Genomic DNA, 18,668 nt, shown 5'->3' on the forward strand with positions numbered 1-18,668 from the left:
ACCTCCTAGAAAAATGATATCATTACTTCTGTATCATTAGGCCAAGAAACGGTACTCTACTAAGCCTCTTGTGCCTTCACCAAGATTCCGGACGCGTCTGAATCAATAATAACTTTCATTCCTTCTGCCAGGGCTCCATCAATGATCAAATCTGCTATAGGCCCTTCCACCAACTTCTCAATTAATCTCCTAACCGGTCTAGCACCATATTCTCTGTCGTAACCCTCCTTAGCAAGATACTCGACCGCTTTCTGGCTGATCTCAACGGAAATGCGCTGATCAGATAGTCTTTTTTCCATTTCCGCTATTCTCATCTTAACAATTCCCTCCATTGCTTCGCTATCTAAAGGTCTGAAAAGAACGATGGAATCAAGCCTGTTAATGAACTCTGGCCTGAAGGCTTTCCGCAGGCTTTCTTCAGCAAGATCCATTGCTCGGCTCAGTTCCGAGGTACTCGCCAATTCTTCAGATGCAATATTACTGGTCATTATAATTATTGTATTTGAGAAAGAAACTGTCTTTCCTTTTCCATCAGTAAGACGTCCGTCATCCATGATCTGAAGCAAAACACTGTGCACCTCTCTGTGAGCCTTCTCTATCTCATCAAGAAGAACAACTGAATAAGGTCTTCTCCTGACTGCTTCTGTTAACTGACCGCCTTCTTCGTAGCCCACATATCCGGGAGGCGCTCCAATAAGTCTCGAGACGGTATGCTTCTCCATATATTCAGACATATCAATTCTTACCATTGCCTCTTCACTGCCAAAGAGGATGAATGCGAGCCTCTTGGCAAGTTCGGTCTTGCCCACCCCTGTGGGTCCCATGAACAGAAAAGAGCCCCAGGGTTTATGAGCAGCATTTAAACCGGCTCTTGCTCTTCTGATCGTCTGCGAAACGATTTTGACTGCCTCTTCCTGATCGACAAACTTTTCGTGGATAATTGACTCGAGATCACGGAGCTTCTCACGTTCAGACTGAAGCATTTTTCCGGCAGGAATTCCAGTCCATTGTTCAACAATTGAGGCCACAACTGCTGATGTCACGGTCTTTCCAAAAGACTCTTCCGATTCCCACTTCTCCTTTTCAAGGAGGAATTCCTTTCTCTTTTTCTCTGCCACGGTCTTTAACTCGGCAGCGGTCCGATACTCGCCTTTTTCTGCATGAGCACTTATCTCGCCATCAAGCTCCCTGAGCTCGCGATCGAGCGATCTCAGTTTTTCGGGCATATAGCCTGTTTGCAGTCTCACAAATGAAGCAGCCTCGTCAACGAGATCGATCGCTTTGTCAGGAAGATAGCGGTCTGTTATGTATTTGACACTCAGATCAACGGCCGTCTTCAGTGCATCGTCTTCGATCTTTATTTCGTGGTGTTTCTCATAAGTGGGTTTCAACCCTTCGAGGATTTTGTAGGCCTCTTCAACTGTCGGTTGTTCTACCATAACGGGTTGAAAGCGTCTCTCTAACGCCCTGTCCTTTTCAATATACTTTCTGTATTCATCGAGAGTTGTAGCTCCAATACACTGCAACTCTCCCCTTGCAAGGGCAGGTTTCAGCAGATTAGCGGCGTCCATGGAACCTTCTGCTGAACCCGCTCCAACGACACTATGAATTTCATCTATGAAGAGAATTACTTCGCCGGAGAGCTTTCTAACAGAGTCTATTATACCTTTCATTCTCTCTTCAAATTCCCCTCGGAACTTGGTCCCAGCTACAAGTCTACCCATGTCAAGGGCCAGAACGCTTTTGTTATTCAAATATTCCGGCACATCACCGCTCACAATTCTTTGCGCGAGACCCTCTACAATTGCGGTTTTGCCAACGCCAGGTTCTCCCACCAGGGCAGGGTTATTCTTGGTCTTTCTTCCAATAATCTGTATTACTCTTCTTACCTCGTCTTCTCTTCCAATAACGGGCATTAGCTTGCCTTCTCTTGCGAGCTGAGTGAGATCTATCGTGAATTTCTTCAAAGAAGAGAGATTCTCGTCTTCCTCTGCATCGCCTTTCGTACGACCCTTAAGGATCAAAGTATATATATTGTCGAGATTGACTCCGTACTTCGAGAGCAATCTGCTGGCCACTGCAGAGGTTTCCCGTACCATGGCAAGAAGAATATGCTCGGTCCCTGTCTTTGAATCGTGCATTCTTCTAGCTTCGCTTCTGGCATTCTCCAGAATGTGCCTTGCATCCGGAGTAATGTATATCTGGTTACCTATCTGACCTCCGCTCCCATAACGACCGATTACCTCTTCAACATCCTTTTTGAGAGAATCGATGCTTACCCTCTTTTCATTCAAAATGTCAATTGCAATATTGTCGCCATCCTCCAGCATAGAGAGGAGAATATGCTCTGAAGCAAGCTGATTCTGTTTGTACCGCATTAGAATATCCTGTACATCCATAAGGATCTTCTTAGCTTTCTCGGTGTATTCTTCATAGTTAATCATCATTACACCTCCAAAAAAAGGGCGCCCGTAAGCGCCCTCTCAGTTTAAACTTTTTCTCAGTCGATCTTGACTTGAATTGCTTCCTTTTTGACTTCTTCTTTCTTGGGGAGCTCGAGCTTAAGGACACCATCTTCGTATTTGGCTTTGACTTCATCACTCTTTACGTAGTCCGGAAGTCTGAAGATCCTCTGGAATGCTCCGCTATATCTCTCATAGCGGTGGTAATCTCTTTCCTTCTGCTCTCTCTCAAGTTTCTTCTCTCCTTTGATAGAGAGAACATCATCCTCCACCTTGATTTCCAGTTCATCCTTCTTGATTCCCGGGATGTCCATTTCAATGAAGACAGAGTTGTCCTTCTCGTAGATGTCAACTTCGGGGCTAAACATGGTTGTTTCTCTTGACTGGTCGCTCAGCCCTTTGAAGGCGTCGTTAAAGAGTCTGTCCATTTCTCTCTGAATCTCTTCAAAGGGTCTGAAAAGATCGCTTCCTCTTCTGATTGCCAACATATTAACACCTCCATTTTCTGGGTTTCTATAGATTCTGTTACTTGCTGTCTTCCGGCGGTATGTATTCGGTACCAGTGTCACTGTCATGATTTTCACCTTCCTGTGGGCCACCATCAGCTGGAGCCTGTGCCTGTGCCTTCTGATAAACGCTTTGTCCGACTCTCATACTCTCTTTCTGGAGCTGATCAAACAGGAGCTTAATTCTCTGAATATTGTCTTCGCTTAAAGCATCCCTCAGATCTTTCACCAGTCCTTCAAGTTTACCTCTGTCTTCGGACGAAATCTTATCTCCACTTTCGTTGAGAAGCTTCTCCATGCTGTATGCCAACTGATCGGCCTGGTTCTTTAGCTCTACTTCCTGTTTCTTCTGCTTATCCTGCTCTTCGTATTTCTTTGCCTCTTCTACGATTCTCTTAATATCCTCTTCAGACATCTTCTGTCTTCCACTAACCACCATCGACTGCTCTCTATTCGTTCCGAGATCTTTTGCGGAGACATGTACAATTCCATCACTATCGATGTCGAAAGTCACTTCTATTTGAGGCACTCCCCTAGGTGCCGGTGCAATTCCTGTAAGCTTGAAGCTTCCAAGAGACATGTTGTCTCTGGCCATGGTCCTTTCTCCCTGGAACACTGCTACTTCCACTTCGGTCTGACCGTCTGCCGCGGTTGTGAAAACCTTAGACTTTTTCACGGGAACCGTGGAGTTTCTTTCGATTATCGGCTCCATTAAACCGCCCATGACCTCGACTCCCAAAGTGAGAGGTGTTACGTCTACGAGCACCAGATCGCTTTCCACGCTGCCAGAGAGAATACCGCTCTGAAGCGCTGCACCAATTGCTACCGCTTCGTCTGGGTTGATGTTCTTGTTAGGATCTTTGCCGAAGATCGACTTGATGAAGCTTTGAACCATTGGAATTCTAGTAGAGCCTCCGACAAGTAGTACTTCATCAACCTCTTTTGGCGAAAGCTTTGCGTCGCTCATTGCTCTTTCTATCTGTTCCCTGGTGCCTTCGACAAGATCTTTTATTAGGGATTCCAACGTGGACCTCGTTATTTTCATTTCGAGGTGCAATGGGCCATCAGCCGTTGCAGTTATGAAAGGCAGGGAAATCTCAGTTTCATACTTTGAAGAAAGCTCAATCTTGGCTCTTTCCGCGGCGTCCTTCAATCTCTGAAAGGCCTGCTTGTCTTTTCTGAGATCGACGTTGTTCTTCTTCCTGAAGTCCTCAGCTATGTAATCTATTAGCCTCTGGTCAAAGTCATCTCCTCCGAGGTGGTTGTTACCTGAAGTTGAAAGAACTTCAACTACTCCATCACCAATATCCAGGACGGAAACATCAAAAGTTCCTCCTCCGAGATCATATACGATAATCTTTTTGTCACCTTTTTTCTTGTCGATTCCGTATGCTACGGCTGCCGCTGTAGGCTCGTTAATTATTCTCTGGACCTCAAGACCAGCAATTATTCCGGCTTCTTTAGTGGCCTGTCTCTGAGCATCATTGAAATATGCAGGACATGTAATAACTGCCTTAGTAATTTTTCCGCCAAGGTAAGCTTCCCCGTCTGCCTTCAACTTCTTCAAAATATAGGCGCTGATTTCTTGAGGAGTGTACTCTTTGTCATCTATCCTTACTTTGAAATCGGAACCCATCTTTCGCTTTATCGATCTTACAGTCCTCTCCGCATTCAGAATCGTCTGTCTCTTTGCAGGCTCACCCACAATGATTTCACCGGTCTTGCTGAACGATACTATAGAAGGCGTTGTACGATTTCCTTCTGCGTTAGGAATTACCTCGACGTTTCCGTCTGGTTTGACCCATGAAATAACGGAATTAGTCGTTCCAAGGTCGATACCTACTGTGTATTCCTTATTTGCCATCTGATTTCCCTCCTTGCATGCAAACTCAACATCTACAACACTATTATAGGCAAGAGAAATCAAGCTGTCAACACCAAAGTTCCATAATGTACATCTATGATAAGACTTATTGCATAAGCACTACAAGATAATAAATAATAGTGACATACTTTTGTATAGCGTTCTTAGCGTAAGACTGATAATAAAAATTGCGTTCTTTTAGAATTACCCCATGCAAGCGTTCGAGAAATCGGATGAAATCAGTTTATTTGGACAAGAATAATGAAGTTGGCATGCAAAGAAACCCGCATAGAAGTATTACCGATTACTCTAAAGCAAGTCCTGAAGAGAATCGATATCGGTTACTTCCACAACTGAAGGTTGCTCTTTAAGAATTGCAGGGTATTTCAAGCCGGAGCCCGTTAGAACTGCAACAACAATAGCCCTCTTGACACCAATCTCTTTTCTCAGCTTTGAAATCGAGGCAAATGCTACCGCGCTGGCAGGTTGTCCAAAGAGACCTCTTTTGGCTAGTTGTCTCTGAGCTGTGAGGATCTCGTCTTCATTAACGGCAACAGTGATTCCCTGATTTTCTTTTAGCATTCTCAGAACAGCATTTCCGCTTGGGGGGAAGGGATTTTCGATTGCGTGTGCAATTGTATGTGCGTGGGCGAATTTCTCTATCTGATTATCGTTGGAAGAAAAGGCTTGGTGTATAGGGCAGCATCCCAAAGCCTGTGCCACGATCATTCGAGGGATGCTATTAGAGAGCCCACATGCCTTGAGTTCGCGAAATCCCTTTTCTATTCCTCTAACATTTCCACCAGAGCTTGTAGGAACGATCACAAAATCGGGAACTCTACCTTCCAGCTGAAGGAATATCTCGAAGGCGATAGTCTTCGATCCTTCCACTCTCATTGGAATGTCGGAATTTGCAAAGTAGATGTTCTTCTTTTTTCCTAGTTCCAGTGATTTGAAATAAAGACGGTCATAATCTCCTTTGACCTTCAGTATTCTAGGACCATAGATGGCGATTGGCGAGATTTTCTCCTCAGGGATTGAATCAGAGATAAGAATTGTAGTCTTCAGTCCCGCTCTCATACTGTAGGCTGCAACTGAGGCGGCCATGTTACCCGTGGAGACTGTGCCGATATGCTTGTAGCCCTTGTTAATGGCGTCGAGAACGGCCAAATAACTTCCGCGGTCCTTGAAAGACCATGTCGGATTTATTGTCTCGTTCTTTATGAACAGTTCTAAACCATCTGTCATAGCATGTTCTATCTTCGTCAGGGGGGTGAGCCCCTCACCCATTGAAAGAGAGTTAAAATCCTTCAGTTCAGGTAAGAGATCCGAAAAGCTTTCGAGAATCCCTGATTTTCTCCAGGAGATGTTTACAGCCGTTTTCTTTTCTATTACTATCTCAAGCGGTTCCCCACACGAACAGCGAAAATGTTCTCCTAAATATTCTTTGCCGCACATAGTGCAAATCATTTTCGTTTCTCTCATCTTCATCCTCTTCTAAATGCTTATTTGACAAACTTCATAATTCATCTTTTCCTTCAATCCAAGGTTGGTGGCAATCGACAAAGAAGGGTAATTTTCTTAATCACAGGGCCAGTCTACTACCAACCTGCTTGAAAGGAATTCATTGACGTATGTTTTCGCCACAGCTAGGCTGAGGCCTTGATTTCTAAAATCCTTGACGGTTTCTAGGCGCACTTCGATTCTATCTCGAAATCTGTATACACTCAAGCACCAGCTAATTATTGTCTTACTCTTGATCAATGCAAAACCTCCACCAAACTTCTCGAATGAATCCAGATCTTTCCAGAAAAAATATAGCCAGACTCTAAGAACGCTACTGTTATCCAGCTGCAGATTTAGTAACTCCCGATTAATTCTGTACGCGGCAAATTCAACTGAATGGCTTCGTTCAGTATTACTTAAAGTTGAAAGAAGCGTCTTTTCACCAGTCTTGGATTTATTGTTTTTAGGATAGCTAGAAGTTTATGCAAAACAGTGGGATAAGAACAGAAATTCACAAAAGAAACGCCTCTCTCTCTTGCTAGCGGGCGAAGAGTCTCGAAAAGAAATCTACTAAGTTGGTTTTCTGAAATCTTTTCACTTTCACCCCCAACTAGAACTGTATCACAATAATTCCAGACCACTATGAGGTTCGGACTTCTTTGATTGTCAACAAAGATCATTCCTCTGGTGTTCTTCTCGATTATTGAAAGACCCATTAGGCTCTGTGAAAGGGTTTCAATTAAAGTCTTGTCGTTACTCATCATCTTGACTTCGCTCTTAAGATACAATTTGATCTCCTTCTTCCGGGGATTTGTAAATTCTACTCCGTTTCTGCTAAGCAAAGCAGCGTGTGTAGTTCTTTGTTTTGCTATTTATAAATGTTAGATTATCTCAGGAGGTGGAAAATTGGAGATCAAAGGATATGTTGAAATCGATGGGGTTACGTACAAACTGATCAGTCGACAGAAGAGTGCTCACAAGAAACTTAGGATAAGAAGCAAGGGCCAGACCGGTGTTCACCTTTTAGAAGAGGAGAACTTTCTGAAAAAGAACTGTGATTATCTAAAGAGTCTCTTAAACGATTCGGAAGTTGCCATTCCAGTTGGAAAAAACGGTGGGGGCCAAGATGAATGAATTTGCAGATCAATATAGAGAAATAGCTTCCACAATGCCCTCCGAGGACGAAAGAATTGCCAGCTACAACGAATTCCTTCTTGACAGGCTTGAAAATATTATGCCGCGGCTTCTTGAGGAAGAGGAGTTTGATGCCTGGATGGTAATAGGAAGAGAGAACAACGAAGATCCTATTATCAGTACGTTGCTTCCCGGTTCGTTTTACGGAGCGAGCAGAATAACGGCCTTCTTGTTCACGAAGAACAACAGATTTGTATTGTCTCCACATGGTAGTCAGTTGAGCGGCTATTATGAATCCGCATGGAAAGTTGAAGACGGAGATATCTTCGATTCTATAGGAAAGCTGTTAAGTGATTTGAAAGTAAAGACACTAGGAGTAGACTATTCGGACAACTTTGCACTCGCCGATGGGATTACGGTTTCACTTTTCCAGTCTCTCAAGAGAAAGCTTTCTGATGAAGTTACTCTGGTGAGTGCCGAAAACATTGCAGTCAACTGGTTGCAGACCAGAAGCGAGAAGGAGATTGAGGTTTACAGGAATCTCGACAGAATAGCTCACGTAATAATCAGAAATGCCTTTTCGAGAGACAACATTACACCGGGAGTCACGAAAACCAGAGATATCGAGCTCCTGCTAAAAAAGCTGGCATACGATATTGGTCTGAAAACATGGTTTGGCCCAGATGTAGATTTCCAGAGAAAGGGCGTGGAGGATGCGAGGTGTACGGGTCTAATTGAGGAAGGTGACCTATTGCATTGCGATTTTGGCTTTATGTACAACGGCCTCGCAACTGATACACAGCAGGTATTCTATCTGAAGAAGGAAGGGTATGACGATTTGAAGCTAGGTCTCGGTGAAGTCATCAGAAGAACAAACGAGGTTCAGAATATTCTGGCACGAAATTTCAAGGAGGGAATTACTGGAAATGAATTGCTTCGAGTTTCTCTTGAAGACGCGAAGGTAAAGGGTCTGGAAGCAGCAATATACTCACATCCAGTTGGTTATCATGGACACGGTGCGGGGCCAGTTATTGGATTATGGAACAACCAAGACAGAATAAGCGGAGCCGGAGATCTGAAGATCAGAAACATGACCTGCTTTGCCATGGAGCTAAATTGCAGGACGCGACTGTCACTGTGGAACGGACAGAATGTCTACGGTTTCTTGGAAGAAACGGTTGCTTTCACCGATAATGAGATAGACTATCTAGATGGAAGGCAGAAAGAGCTTTTTCTAATATAGGAGGTGTTAACCATGAAGAAAACACTAACGGCGTTCTTTTATATTGCACTGATAATTACATTAGGGCTTGCGATTGAATTGAAAGAGTCGGCTAACTCAATGAGTGTAAATGATCTTGCCATACTTGAGATTCAAGAGAATCCTTCCACGGGATATCTTTGGCATATTTTTGCGGAACCGACAGGTGTGTTGAGAAACTTCCTTGAAGAGCACAATGCGCCCAGTATGATGCCGGGCGCCCCTTCTGTCAAAGGGTGGATAATGACAGCGGCAAAGGAAGGAAAGGCTTTGATCACTTTGAAGCTATTCAGGCAGTGGGAAGGAGAGAAACACTCTGTGGACTTCAGGGCATTGACGGTGGATGTTACCGGCCAAGGGAAGGGTCAGGTAGATCTGAAGATTCTCACTAATGAAGTGACGCTTGGTACGATCTTCACGGTCACCCTGGAGGAGAATGCTAGCACTGGGTACACATGGCAGTATGTAGTTCTTGGAGATGGGATCATGGAAAAAAACAAAGAGATCTCAGTCGATAAAAGCGACAAGGTAGGAGCTCCTTCCAAGGTTACCTGGACATTTCAAGCGGTGGATGAAGGGTATTCGACGATCATCTTCAGATACTTCAGATCGTGGGAAGGAAAAGAATCGGCGGTTGATTATAAAGCTTACAATATTTCCGTTAAATAGGATCTGATATCATTGAATGACGCTTAGTTCTGCCGAGGTGAAATACTGTTGAGCATTCCAGGAAGCAAGTTGCAGGTATATCTGACATCGATTCTGATAGTCGTTGTTTCAGCAGTAGTCTTTTCCCTGCACTCTATTCAGCCAGTTAAGTTTTTCGCCATACTTAGCGAAATGGTTGTTATTGGTGTTTCGCTAGTCGCGGCTTACCTACTGGGAAATCGCGAGCTCCACAAAGGGATTCCTCTGGGCCTTATCTTTCTTTCGGTTTCAACATATTTTGATTTGCTTGAAGCGCTTACCGAAACGAGAGTGTATGAATTCGTTTCAGTAGTACTTCTGCTTATTGGTTTACCCATGCTCCTGATAAGTGCTTTCTATCACATCAAGGAGCGAAAGAAGAGAATCTCAGAGTTCGGGGCCGTTGTAAACAATTCACTGGACGGCATTCTGCTTCTGGGTCTGTCAGGAGAAATACTCTATCCGAACAGGGCCGCTTGCAGCTTGCTTGGATATAGTAGCGAAGAACTCATGAGAAAGAGAGTATCTGATTTGCTTTCCGAAGATAGCGAGAAGAGATTCGAGAAGGCGAAGTCCTCCCTTTTTGCTGGAAAGAATGCCTTTCAGATTGAACTGGAACTCATTACCGCGAGACAACTCAAGTTAGTTGCTGAGGTCAATCTAGTGATTGGAAGGGATACGAAAGAAGATCCCGATTCCTTTCTCATGACCTTCAAAGATGTCACTCACCTGCGGAAGATCGAGTCGACTCTCATTGAACAGAACAAGTTCCAGAGACTTCTCAACGAATTAATCACGGAAGTATTGGAAAGCGATTTCGATGAAAAGACCTACAGGTACTTCTTGATGAGATGTGTTGAGGTCTTCCCAAAAGCAGATGCAGCAGCTTTTCTTTTAAAAAAGGAGGATAATCGTTATCATTTCGTGGCCACTCACAACTATGACTTTGAGAAACTGAAGACGGTCTCTTTTTCTTCCGAAGAGCTTATTCAAAAAGGTAGCGATGATGTGGTTATAATAAAGGATTACAGTGTTGATTACAAAATGGATGGTGAGCGACTGGAGAAGATTGTAAAAGGAGGAAGGCTTGAGGAAATAAAGAGCACGCTTTCGATACCAATAAAGATAGATGATGACATCAGAATGTACTTCAATCTGGACAGTTTTACCTCTTCAACGGCTTTTGATGACAAAGAGGTAGTGAACACTGCAATCGGTTTTGGAAAGGCGATTTCAGTTCTTCTTTGGAGGATACAGACAGTAAATGAACTGAGAAGACAGAGAAAGCTGATGGAAAAGCTATCTATGGAGGATCACCTGACCGGTCTTCCGAATCGCAGAGCCTTCTTTGATTGCGCGGAAAGGCAGCTTGAGTTTTCGAAACGAAAGTCTGAGGCAATGGCTCTTCTTTATCTTGATCTAAATGATTTCAAAGGAGTCAACGATACTCTTGGACATGATGTTGGTGATGAGCTTTTAAAAAGTGTTGGCAAGCGCCTTAGTACCGTCTGCCGTAAAAGTGATCTCATTGCAAGGATGGGCGGCGACGAATTTGTGTACGTACTACCTTCAACGGGAAAGAAAGGGTCTAGAGAAGCGGAAACGAGAATCCATCAAGCCTTTGAAGACCCCTTTTCTGTCAAGGGAAGAAGCTTGAAACTGACTGCCAGTGTCGGTATTGCAGTATTTCCCGAGGATGGAAAGACTATTAGAGAATTGCTGATCGTAGCCGACGAAAAGATGTATGAAAACAAGGAGAAGCTCTCAAGAGAGTCAAAGAGGGTGACTATTACCTGATCATTTGATCTAACTGCTTTTCAAACTTACTTAGGTTACAAGAAAATGCATCTAGACACTTTTACCTCACAAGAAACACGCTTTCTTCTGTGCCAAATAATTCACTAATTCATTTCTCACGAAGTACGTATGTAACAACTAATAGAAAGGAGCAAGAGAAGGAGAGCGGAAACCGGAATGGAGAAGATGGAAAACGATTTTGAACTGTTCTGTTCGAGGAGTAAAGACCTGAGCATGGAGATTGCTATCCGGATTGTTTGGTAGACTTTGTGCTTCTTTGTTTCTGACTTAGTCTTCTCGAGCGTATGGATACTTCTCTTGAGAAATTTCTGAATAAAGGTGATTTCACAACTGCTCTTATTGTGAAGCTCTACCAGAGAGTTCAGTGACTCTCGAGATATAAGTATAAGATCGGCGTATAGAACGAGAATATCCTCATCTTTCGGTATGAGTTCGAGAGCTTTTTGCAGGGCATCGGTAGTTACTCTTGGAGTCTTTTGATATGGATAACTGACCGGGAAAACTATGCTACCTGCGAAATCTCTCTCAAAATCAGGGTTTATTATTACTACCGCTCTGTCACATTTCGAGACCTCGAAAGCCTTTTAAAGAATATGCATTACCATAGGTCTTCCCTTCATCTTCATCAGAGGTTTTGGAACTGATGACTTCAGACGTTTCCCCATTCCTGCGGCAAGAATAACTGGAATCATGACCGAAACAGGTCCGTTCATCTCATCGATCTGAAGAATAATAACACTTTCTATCGATCGAAACTGCACTCATGACCAGATATGACTGAACGAGAAAGGAAAAGTATAGAAGAGTAATTCACCGATAATCGCCTTGTGTTTTCGCTGAGCGGACAGGATTAGATTCGATGGGATTTGGCTATTACAATACGGGAGTGTTTATATTGGTGTGTAATCGTTTACGCAAACGTTTACAGGAGGATCTTTAATATCGTTGAAGACAAAGATCAGTATACGTGAAGTAGCAGAAAGGGCCGGGGTTTCGACGGCCACAGTCTCCAGAGTACTTAACAAGAGCCTATATGTAAGGCCCGAGCTCGAAGAAAAAGTCATTAGAGCCTCTCGGGAGCTTGGTTATGTTCCCAATAGGCTTGCCAGAGGCCTCAGAATCGGCAGTAGCGGTATGATAGGTTTCCTTATCCCCGATATAGTGAATCCCTTTTTCTCGGAAATAGTAAAGGGAGCTGAAGATTATCTGCGCGAGAAGGGATACTTCATTTTTCTTGCCAGTTCATCTGGCGATTCTCTGAAAGAGGAGGAGCTTCTTAAGGCTCTGTATTCTCGGAATATTGAGGGAATTGGTGCAATAATCCTCGGAGAGCTTCCTGAGTTTGTTAGGTCGATTTCGTCAAATCTGCCCATTGTGATTATCGACAATTATCAAGATTGGGATGAAGTCTCTTATGTTTTTTCAGACAATTACGATGGGATGAAAAAGATGATGAATTATCTAATTAGAGGGGGTCACAAAAGCTTTGCGTTTCTAAATGGTCCCGCGAACACATTTTCCTCAAGAGAAAGGCTTAGGGCATTTGAAGATGTTATCTCAGAAGAGAATAGGAGTTTCGAGATACATTTCGGAGACTATACCTTTGAAAGCGGTAGAGATATGCTAAGAAAACTCAAGAGAATACCCGATGCTATAGTATGCGGTAACGATATGATAGCATTCGGAGCTATAATGGAGCTGACTGAGATGAAATACGATGTACCTGGAAGAGTATCGGTTACAGGATTCGATGACATACTCTTCTCAAGTATGACCAATCCTAAATTGACTACCGTTCGTCAAGATGGATACGCTATGGGTAGGGTTTCCGGTGAGATACTTCTGAGAAAGATTAGCGGTCAGAAAACAAACCACAAGATTCTTCTGAAGACTTCACTTCAAATCAGGGGGAGCAGCAATGGATGATTTCATTCTCAAGATGGAGGGTATCTCCAAGAGCTTTCCCGGAGTAAAGGCGCTGGATAACGTCAGTTTCGATCTAAAGCGAGGAGAGATTCTTGCTCTGATAGGCGAAAACGGCGCTGGCAAGTCGACTCTCATGAAGATATTGAGTGGTGTTTACAGGCAAAATGAGGGGAAGATAATTCTCGAAGGTAATGAAGTTCGTATTGAGGGACCCTCAGATTCTATAGAGCGTGGAATAGCGGTAATCTACCAGGAATTGAATCTTAGTGAAGATCTCACAGTTGCCGAGAACATATATTTGGGAAGAGAGATGAGCTCATGGTGGAATCTTAATCGTAGAGGCCTCAGAAGAAGGGCCGAAAAGCTTCTGAGCTCGCTCAACTTTCCAGTACGGGCAGGCGCGATAGTTAGGAAGCTTAATGTCTCGGAAAGACAGCTTGTCGAGATCGCTAGAGCTATGGCCTCCGATGCAAAGATAATCGTAATGGATGAACCTACTGCAACGATAACCGAGCATGAGACATCGATACTGTTCAAGCTCATGAGGGAACTTAAAGAAAAAGGTGTGTCGATAGTTTTTGTTTCTCATAAACTTGAAGAGGTTTTCGAAATAGCCGACAGGGTCACGATATTGAGAGATGGATCATTAATATCTTCCGCTCCTATTGGAGACTACACTGGCGACCGTTTGATAAAGGATATGGTAGGAAGAAGAATCGACGATATGTTCCCGAAAGAGAACTTCGTAACGGAAGAAACCGTCTTCGCGGTTGATGGTCTTTCAGCACCAGGTCACTTCGAAAATGTCTCTTTCGAAGTGAAAAGAGGTGAGATCCTCGGAATAGCGGGTCTTGTGGGCTCTGGCAAGGGCGCGATTGCTCTAGCCATATACGGTGGCATAAAGGCAACTGCGAATAAGGCCGAGCTTTGCGGCAAATCATTCCCATTTCCAATTAGGCCTGACCAAGCATTGTCTAGAGGAGTAATTCTCATACCTGAGGATCGGAAGACACAGGGGTTGGTGACATCTTTGAGTATTACAAAGAACATTGTTCTACCAAATACAGAACTCGTAAGCAAACTGGGCAATATTAGCTGGAGAGCGAGCAGGAAACTTGCCGAAAAGATGATAAATAGACTGGCTATAAAGACACCTTCTTCAGATGAAAGAGTTAACAACCTGTCAGGTGGAAATCAGCAGAAAGTAGTTCTTGCAAAGGGGCTTACAAAATCGCCTGAAATAGTAGTCTTCGTCGAGCCCACCAGGGGAATTGACGTTGGAGCAAAAGTTGAGGTCTACCGGCTAATGAACGAACTGGCAAATCAGGGTAAGGGGATAATCATGATATCTTCTGAGCTGCCAGAAGTAACGAGCATGAGCGATCGAGTACTTGTGATGCACCGTGGTCGCCAGGTAGCCATATTTGAAAGAAAGGATATTAATCAGCAGAACATAATTTCTGCGGCAATGGGGGAACAATGATGAAGAAGACCCTCAGTCTTTTAAGAAGATTTCCAATCGTTGTTGGCTTTGTTGGAATCGTTCTTGTGTTTAGCTTTCTAAGCGATAGATTTTTTACCGTTTCAAATTTCATGAATGTTCTTAGGCAGGTATCTATTAACGGAATAATCGCATTCGGAATGACCTTCGTAATAATCTCTGGAGGCATAGACCTTTCAGTAGGTTCGATATTCGCTTTCTCGGCAGTAGTCGGTGCAAGCGTTATAAAGAGCACTTCTACTTTTCTTGGAATCCTAGCGGCACTCGGAATAGGTGCTCTTATGGGCGCCTTCAACGGCGTAATCATTGCCAAGATGAAGCTTCAGCCTTTCATAGTAACTCTTGCCACTATGGCTATCGCCAGGAGCTTTACGCAGGCATTCACTCAGGGAAGACCGGTAACTGGTTTTCCAGCAAGTTTCAGGGAAATCGGGCGTGGAGAGATCTTCGGAATTCCCGTGCCTGTTTTAATAATGCTCGGAGTGTTTGTTTTCGCCTGGTATCTTCTCTTTAATACGAAGCTGGGTCTCTACACTTACTCAATAGGTGGAAACGAAGAGGCAACGAGACTAAGCGGTGTCAAAGTAGATAGATACAAGATAGTTATTTATACAATAAGCGGTCTTCTTGCCGCGCTGAGCGCACTCATTTTGACTGCTAGACTCAATAGTGCCCAGCCAATATTTGGAGAGGGTTATGAATTGGATGCCATTGCCGCGGTGGTTCTAGGAGGGACAAGCCTCTCCGGTGGAAAGGGATCGATAATAGGAACAATTTTCGGTGTTATGGTCCTTGGAATAATAAACAACGGTATGAATCTTGTTATTATCTCACCATTCTACCAACAGGCAGTAAAAGGAGCCGTAATACTCCTGGCAGTCATGGCGGAAAGAAACAATGATTAGGTATTTGTTTTAGGCCTTCAAGGCCAATTTTTGATAAGGAGGTACTGAAATGAAGAAACTACTTGTAATTACCGTTTTTCTGGTAGCAGCATCGGCGTTCCTTTTCGGAGCAACCTACAGAATTGGACTCTCTCTATCCACTCTCAATAATCCGTTCTTTGTAACGCTTAGGGACGGAGCCCTTCAGGCAGCGGCTGGTCTAGGAGTAGAAGTAATCGTGGCTGATGGCCGAGACAACCCTGCCAAGCAGTTAGGTGATATCGAAGACTTTGTGCAGCAGAAATTGGATCTAATAGTTATTAACCCGACCGACAGCGACGCGATTGTCACTGCTGTGGAGGAAGCTAATAAGGCTGGAATACCTGTGATAACAGTTGACAGAGGAGCCAGTGGCGGAATGGTGATTGCGCATATTGCTTCCGACAATGTTGCAGGCGGTATGATGGCCGGTGAGTACGTCGCAATGCTTCTCGGTGGAAAGGGTAACGTAGTTGAACTTGAAGGAATCGTTGGAACATCGGCTGCGCGAGATCGCGGAGAGGGCTTTGGTGCAGCTATTTCCAAATACCCGGACATCAAGATAGTTGCGAAACAGGTTGCAAACTTCAACAGAGCCGAAGGACTTGTGGTAATGGAGAACATCCTTCAGGCGAATCCCAATATCGATGCTGTTTTTGCTCACAATGACGAGATGGCTCTTGGAGCAATCGAAGCCATAAAAGCAGCCGGTCTTCTAGATAAGATCAAAGTCGTAGGCTTTGATGCCATTGACGATGCTGTTGCAGCGGTAAATGCCGGTGAAATGGCGGCTACTGTTGCCCAGCAACCATTTTTGATGGGTCAGCTGGCTGTCGTCAAAGCGTTCGAGTATCTGACTATCGGTACGATTTACATTCCTGTAGATCTACAGTTAGTAACGTCGAAGTAATAAGACGAGGAGGCCGGGGGGACGGGGATCTCCCTCCGGCTCTTTTAGAGGCTCTTATGATAGCAGTTATAGAAAGCAGCAATGTCGATATGGGAATAAACGTAGATGACTTCGCTTTACCGGGTCAGACTCAGAAGGGATGGAGCTGTCTTACTGTACAGGAGGCAAGGGTGCTAATCAGGCAGTAACATCAAGACTACTTGGTAGAGAGGTCTTCTTCCTTACCTGTCTGGGAAACGATGGAAATGCCCAGATGATGAAAAGAGAACTGGAAGCCATTGATCTTGGTAGTGGAATAAGATATGTCGATTCTCCAAACGGAGCCGCCCTGATAGAGGTTTAAAGATCACGAGAGAACAGGATAATAGTATACCCAGGTGCAAACTCTCATCTGTCTCCGGAGATCATCGCCGATTCAAGAGAAAGGCTGCTAAAAGCCGACATTCTTCTTCTTAAGAACGAAATCCCGTTCGAACAGACTCTCTTTGCAGCGAAACTCTTCAGCGAAGCCTGAAAGACGGTCATTTTTGATCCTGCACCATCAAGTAATATCGACAAGTCAATTCTACGATACGTAAGCATCATAACCCCAAACGAAATGGAAATGGCTGAGCTTGCTGGATACAATCTCGGCATTGAAGACGCTACTGCAAAGCTTCACAAGATGGGATGTGAGGATGTGCTTCTGAGGAGAGGAAATAAAGGGGTTTTCTTCTCTGGAAGATCGAAGAGTTTGGTAGTCCTGGCCTTCAAAGTAAGAGTCATAGATTCAACCGCAGCTGGCGATGTCTTCAGTGGGGCTTTTGCCTGCTCGCTGGACAGAAAACTCGATCTTCACGATTCTCTCAGGTATGCCTGTGCAGCCGCAGCATTATCGGTTACCAGAAGGGGAGCCCAGAAGTCGGTTCCTCGAAATGAAGAGATTGAAAGTCTCCTTGGCGAATGAGATTTCGAGAGTTACTGGGTGCCTTTCAAAAAACTACATTGCTTATGAAACTGATCTAATTTGAGAAACTTCTCCTCCGTGTAACTCTCTGCGAAAGTAGGCTCAGGCTGTTTCCTTATTTTGACTGATACTAATTTAGTGTGGAGATACCTTGTAAGTATTAGAAAGATATGAATCTAAGTTTTATTGCTCGAAGTACTCTTTTGAGAGCTGAATTCATGTCGCGTTCTTATAGAGCTTATGGGTGCACAGTTTCTGTCTACTGTAACAGCAATTATGATTGAAAATCGGTACTCCAATTTGGAGAAGCAACTTTCCATTTTCGTGAAAATTATCGCGAAGGACAACGTAAGAACAGTTTTCTACGTCTCTTTTATTGGGATAGAATGAAAGAAGCGGTGGAGGTGGAAATGAAGACGAAGACAATGAATTTCTTTCATATTTTCTAGGTCATCTCGTCTTTCACAATTCTTATATATCTGGGGCAAGCATAGTTAAGGAAGAGATTATCATCGGCCGTTCTGGCGATGATTTTGAATATATGGCGGGTTTTGGAGTTCCCAAAGATAGACCCTTCAAAGCCTTGTCTTCTGGGGACAGCATCATAGTCTCGATCGCTATAGACGACAGCATTGGAGAGAGCAGACTTCAAACGCCTATGCGGTAATAAAGATCGAACTGGCATCGATAGTGAGGCTACTAACCGATGAGAAATACTCTACTGCATATTCTCGTGGAACTCAGGTCATAGGTGACTTGTGAATAAGGCGCACAAAAAATGGGGTTCTTGGAATTACCTCACGATTGTTGTAGGATTCTTTATCTCTTACTCACGAAGTGCGTGTGCGTAACAACTAATAGAAAGGAGCAAGAGAAGGAGAGCGGATACTGGAATGGAGAAGACGGAAGTCGATTTTGACCTGTTCGAGGAGTAAAGACCTGAGCGTGGAGATTGCTCTATGAATTGTTTCGAAGACTTTATAACCTTTGTTTCCGACTTAGTCTTCTCGAGAATGAATCGGTGAAGGTCATTGAAAATCAGATAGGCAGAATAACCAGGATGATCCAATTCTTGTGGCCATCTTCAGTTGAGACCTACGAGTATATCTACGTCACATGGTTCCATAACTCTTAATATGAACCGATTGGATCTAACGAGTCCGAATTGTACGACGAGCGATACACCGGCAACGACGATTCGGAATTCGACAGATATATTCCAGT

18 protein-coding genes are annotated in these 18,668 nt (G+C 43.9%); 11 read left to right on the top strand and 7 right to left on the bottom strand.

Annotated features, from left to right (window positions below):
* Positions 1-59 precede the first annotated feature (59 nt).
* The 6 genes from V513_RS00560 to V513_RS00585 all read right to left on the bottom strand — a co-directional run bounded on the left by V513_RS00560 (position 60) and on the right by V513_RS00585 (position 7,126).
* On the bottom strand, positions 60-2,444 hold the full coding sequence (locus V513_RS00560; protein ID WP_099771239.1) for an ATP-dependent Clp protease ATP-binding subunit: 2,385 nt from the start codon (positions 2,442-2,444) through the stop codon (positions 60-62).
* 56 nt (positions 2,445-2,500) lie between these two features.
* Positions 2,501-2,950, bottom strand: a complete 450-nt coding sequence (locus V513_RS00565; protein WP_014731483.1) for an Hsp20/alpha crystallin family protein — start codon at positions 2,948-2,950, stop codon at positions 2,501-2,503.
* Between the two features lie 37 nt (positions 2,951-2,987).
* Complete coding sequence (gene dnaK / locus V513_RS00570) at positions 2,988-4,832, bottom strand: molecular chaperone DnaK (RefSeq protein WP_099771240.1); 1,845 nt, start codon at positions 4,830-4,832, stop codon at positions 2,988-2,990.
* A gap of 309 nt (positions 4,833-5,141) precedes the next feature.
* Entirely contained in the window at positions 5,142-6,317 is a 1,176-nt protein-coding gene (locus V513_RS00575) for a threonine synthase (RefSeq protein ID WP_014731485.1), read from the bottom strand.
* Between the two features lie 96 nt (positions 6,318-6,413).
* Positions 6,414-6,710 (bottom strand): GNAT family N-acetyltransferase, encoded by a 297-nt coding sequence (locus V513_RS13800; protein ID WP_257211850.1) that lies wholly within the window; start codon positions 6,708-6,710, stop codon positions 6,414-6,416.
* A 44-nt stretch (positions 6,711-6,754) separates the two neighbouring features.
* On the bottom strand, positions 6,755-7,126 hold the full coding sequence (locus V513_RS00585) for a hypothetical protein (RefSeq protein ID WP_099771242.1): 372 nt from the start codon (positions 7,124-7,126) through the stop codon (positions 6,755-6,757).
* 118 nt (positions 7,127-7,244) lie between these two features.
* Here V513_RS00585 and V513_RS00590 point away from each other — a divergent pair, with 118 nt between their 5' ends.
* The 10 genes from V513_RS00590 to V513_RS13930 all read left to right on the top strand — a co-directional run bounded on the left by V513_RS00590 (position 7,245) and on the right by V513_RS13930 (position 16,841).
* Positions 7,245-7,472, top strand: a complete 228-nt coding sequence (locus V513_RS00590) for a hypothetical protein (RefSeq protein WP_014731487.1) — start codon at positions 7,245-7,247, stop codon at positions 7,470-7,472.
* A complete protein-coding gene (locus V513_RS00595) occupies positions 7,465-8,715 on the top strand; it encodes a M24 family metallopeptidase (RefSeq protein WP_099771243.1) in 1,251 nt (416 codons plus the stop codon). The genes V513_RS00590 and V513_RS00595 overlap by 8 nt, the downstream gene beginning before the upstream one ends.
* A gap of 12 nt (positions 8,716-8,727) precedes the next feature.
* Entirely contained in the window at positions 8,728-9,402 is a 675-nt protein-coding gene (locus V513_RS00600) for a protease inhibitor I42 family protein (RefSeq protein ID WP_099771244.1), read from the top strand.
* A gap of 48 nt (positions 9,403-9,450) precedes the next feature.
* Positions 9,451-11,217 carry a sensor domain-containing diguanylate cyclase gene (locus tag V513_RS00605; RefSeq protein WP_099771245.1) on the top strand — a complete coding sequence of 589 codons (1,767 nt, stop codon included), beginning with the start codon at positions 9,451-9,453 and terminating at the stop codon, positions 11,215-11,217.
* A 966-nt stretch (positions 11,218-12,183) separates the two neighbouring features.
* The gene (locus V513_RS00610; RefSeq protein ID WP_014731491.1) at positions 12,184-13,164 is read left to right on the top strand and encodes a LacI family DNA-binding transcriptional regulator; all 981 of its coding nucleotides are present in this window, start codon (positions 12,184-12,186) and stop codon (positions 13,162-13,164) included.
* Positions 13,157-14,647, top strand: a complete 1,491-nt coding sequence (locus V513_RS00615) for a sugar ABC transporter ATP-binding protein (protein ID WP_014731492.1) — start codon at positions 13,157-13,159, stop codon at positions 14,645-14,647. Before V513_RS00610 ends, V513_RS00615 begins: the two co-directional genes overlap by 8 nt.
* Complete coding sequence (locus tag V513_RS00620; RefSeq protein ID WP_014731493.1) at positions 14,647-15,570, top strand: ABC transporter permease; 924 nt, start codon at positions 14,647-14,649, stop codon at positions 15,568-15,570. The genes V513_RS00615 and V513_RS00620 overlap by 1 nt, the downstream gene beginning before the upstream one ends.
* Positions 15,571-15,619: 49 nt before the next feature.
* Complete coding sequence (locus V513_RS00625; RefSeq protein WP_014731494.1) at positions 15,620-16,498, top strand: D-ribose ABC transporter substrate-binding protein; 879 nt, start codon at positions 15,620-15,622, stop codon at positions 16,496-16,498.
* Positions 16,499-16,554: 56 nt separating this feature from the next.
* On the top strand, positions 16,555-16,686 hold the full coding sequence (locus V513_RS14040; protein ID WP_257211842.1) for a hypothetical protein: 132 nt from the start codon (positions 16,555-16,557) through the stop codon (positions 16,684-16,686).
* Entirely contained in the window at positions 16,638-16,841 is a 204-nt protein-coding gene (locus V513_RS13930; protein ID WP_218962677.1) for a PfkB family carbohydrate kinase, read from the top strand. Before V513_RS14040 ends, V513_RS13930 begins: the two co-directional genes overlap by 49 nt.
* A gap of 44 nt (positions 16,842-16,885) precedes the next feature.
* On the opposite strand, the gene V513_RS13935 is transcribed toward V513_RS13930, so the two are convergent.
* Positions 16,886-17,023, bottom strand: a complete 138-nt coding sequence (locus V513_RS13935) for a hypothetical protein (RefSeq protein ID WP_218962678.1) — start codon at positions 17,021-17,023, stop codon at positions 16,886-16,888.
* Positions 17,024-17,060: 37 nt separating this feature from the next.
* On the opposite strand from V513_RS13935, the gene V513_RS13940 reads away from it, so the two are divergent.
* Positions 17,061-17,444 (top strand): PfkB family carbohydrate kinase, encoded by a 384-nt coding sequence (locus V513_RS13940; protein WP_306556628.1) that lies wholly within the window; start codon positions 17,061-17,063, stop codon positions 17,442-17,444.
* Positions 17,445-18,668: the final 1,224 nt, after the last annotated feature.

Source organism: Mesotoga sp. H07.pep.5.3 (assembly GCF_002752615.1).
GTDB classification, from domain to species: domain Bacteria; phylum Thermotogota; class Thermotogae; order Petrotogales; family Kosmotogaceae; genus Mesotoga; species Mesotoga prima.

What these genes read in the sequence shown, in the direction of transcription:
- V513_RS00560 (WP_099771239.1), bottom strand. Translation starts at nt 2,444, where the DNA reads ATGATTAACTATGAAGAATACACCGAGAAAGCTAAGAAGATCCTTATG.
- V513_RS00565 (WP_014731483.1), bottom strand. Translation starts at nt 2,950, where the DNA reads ATGTTGGCAATCAGAAGAGGAAGCGATCTTTTCAGACCCTTTGAAGAG.
- dnaK (WP_099771240.1), bottom strand. Translation starts at nt 4,832, where the DNA reads ATGGCAAATAAGGAATACACAGTAGGTATCGACCTTGGAACGACTAAT.
- V513_RS00575 (WP_014731485.1), bottom strand. Translation starts at nt 6,317, where the DNA reads ATGAGAGAAACGAAAATGATTTGCACTATGTGCGGCAAAGAATATTTA.
- V513_RS00595 (WP_099771243.1), top strand. Translation starts at nt 7,465, where the DNA reads ATGAATGAATTTGCAGATCAATATAGAGAAATAGCTTCCACAATGCCC.
- V513_RS00600 (WP_099771244.1), top strand. Translation starts at nt 8,728, where the DNA reads ATGAAGAAAACACTAACGGCGTTCTTTTATATTGCACTGATAATTACA.
- V513_RS00615 (WP_014731492.1), top strand. Translation starts at nt 13,157, where the DNA reads ATGGATGATTTCATTCTCAAGATGGAGGGTATCTCCAAGAGCTTTCCC.
- V513_RS00620 (WP_014731493.1), top strand. Translation starts at nt 14,647, where the DNA reads ATGAAGAAGACCCTCAGTCTTTTAAGAAGATTTCCAATCGTTGTTGGC.
- V513_RS00625 (WP_014731494.1), top strand. Translation starts at nt 15,620, where the DNA reads ATGAAGAAACTACTTGTAATTACCGTTTTTCTGGTAGCAGCATCGGCG.
- V513_RS14040 (WP_257211842.1), top strand. Translation starts at nt 16,555, where the DNA reads ATGATAGCAGTTATAGAAAGCAGCAATGTCGATATGGGAATAAACGTA.
- V513_RS13930 (WP_218962677.1), top strand. Translation starts at nt 16,638, where the DNA reads ATGGAGCTGTCTTACTGTACAGGAGGCAAGGGTGCTAATCAGGCAGTA.
- V513_RS13935 (WP_218962678.1), bottom strand. Translation starts at nt 17,023, where the DNA reads ATGACCGTCTTTCAGGCTTCGCTGAAGAGTTTCGCTGCAAAGAGAGTC.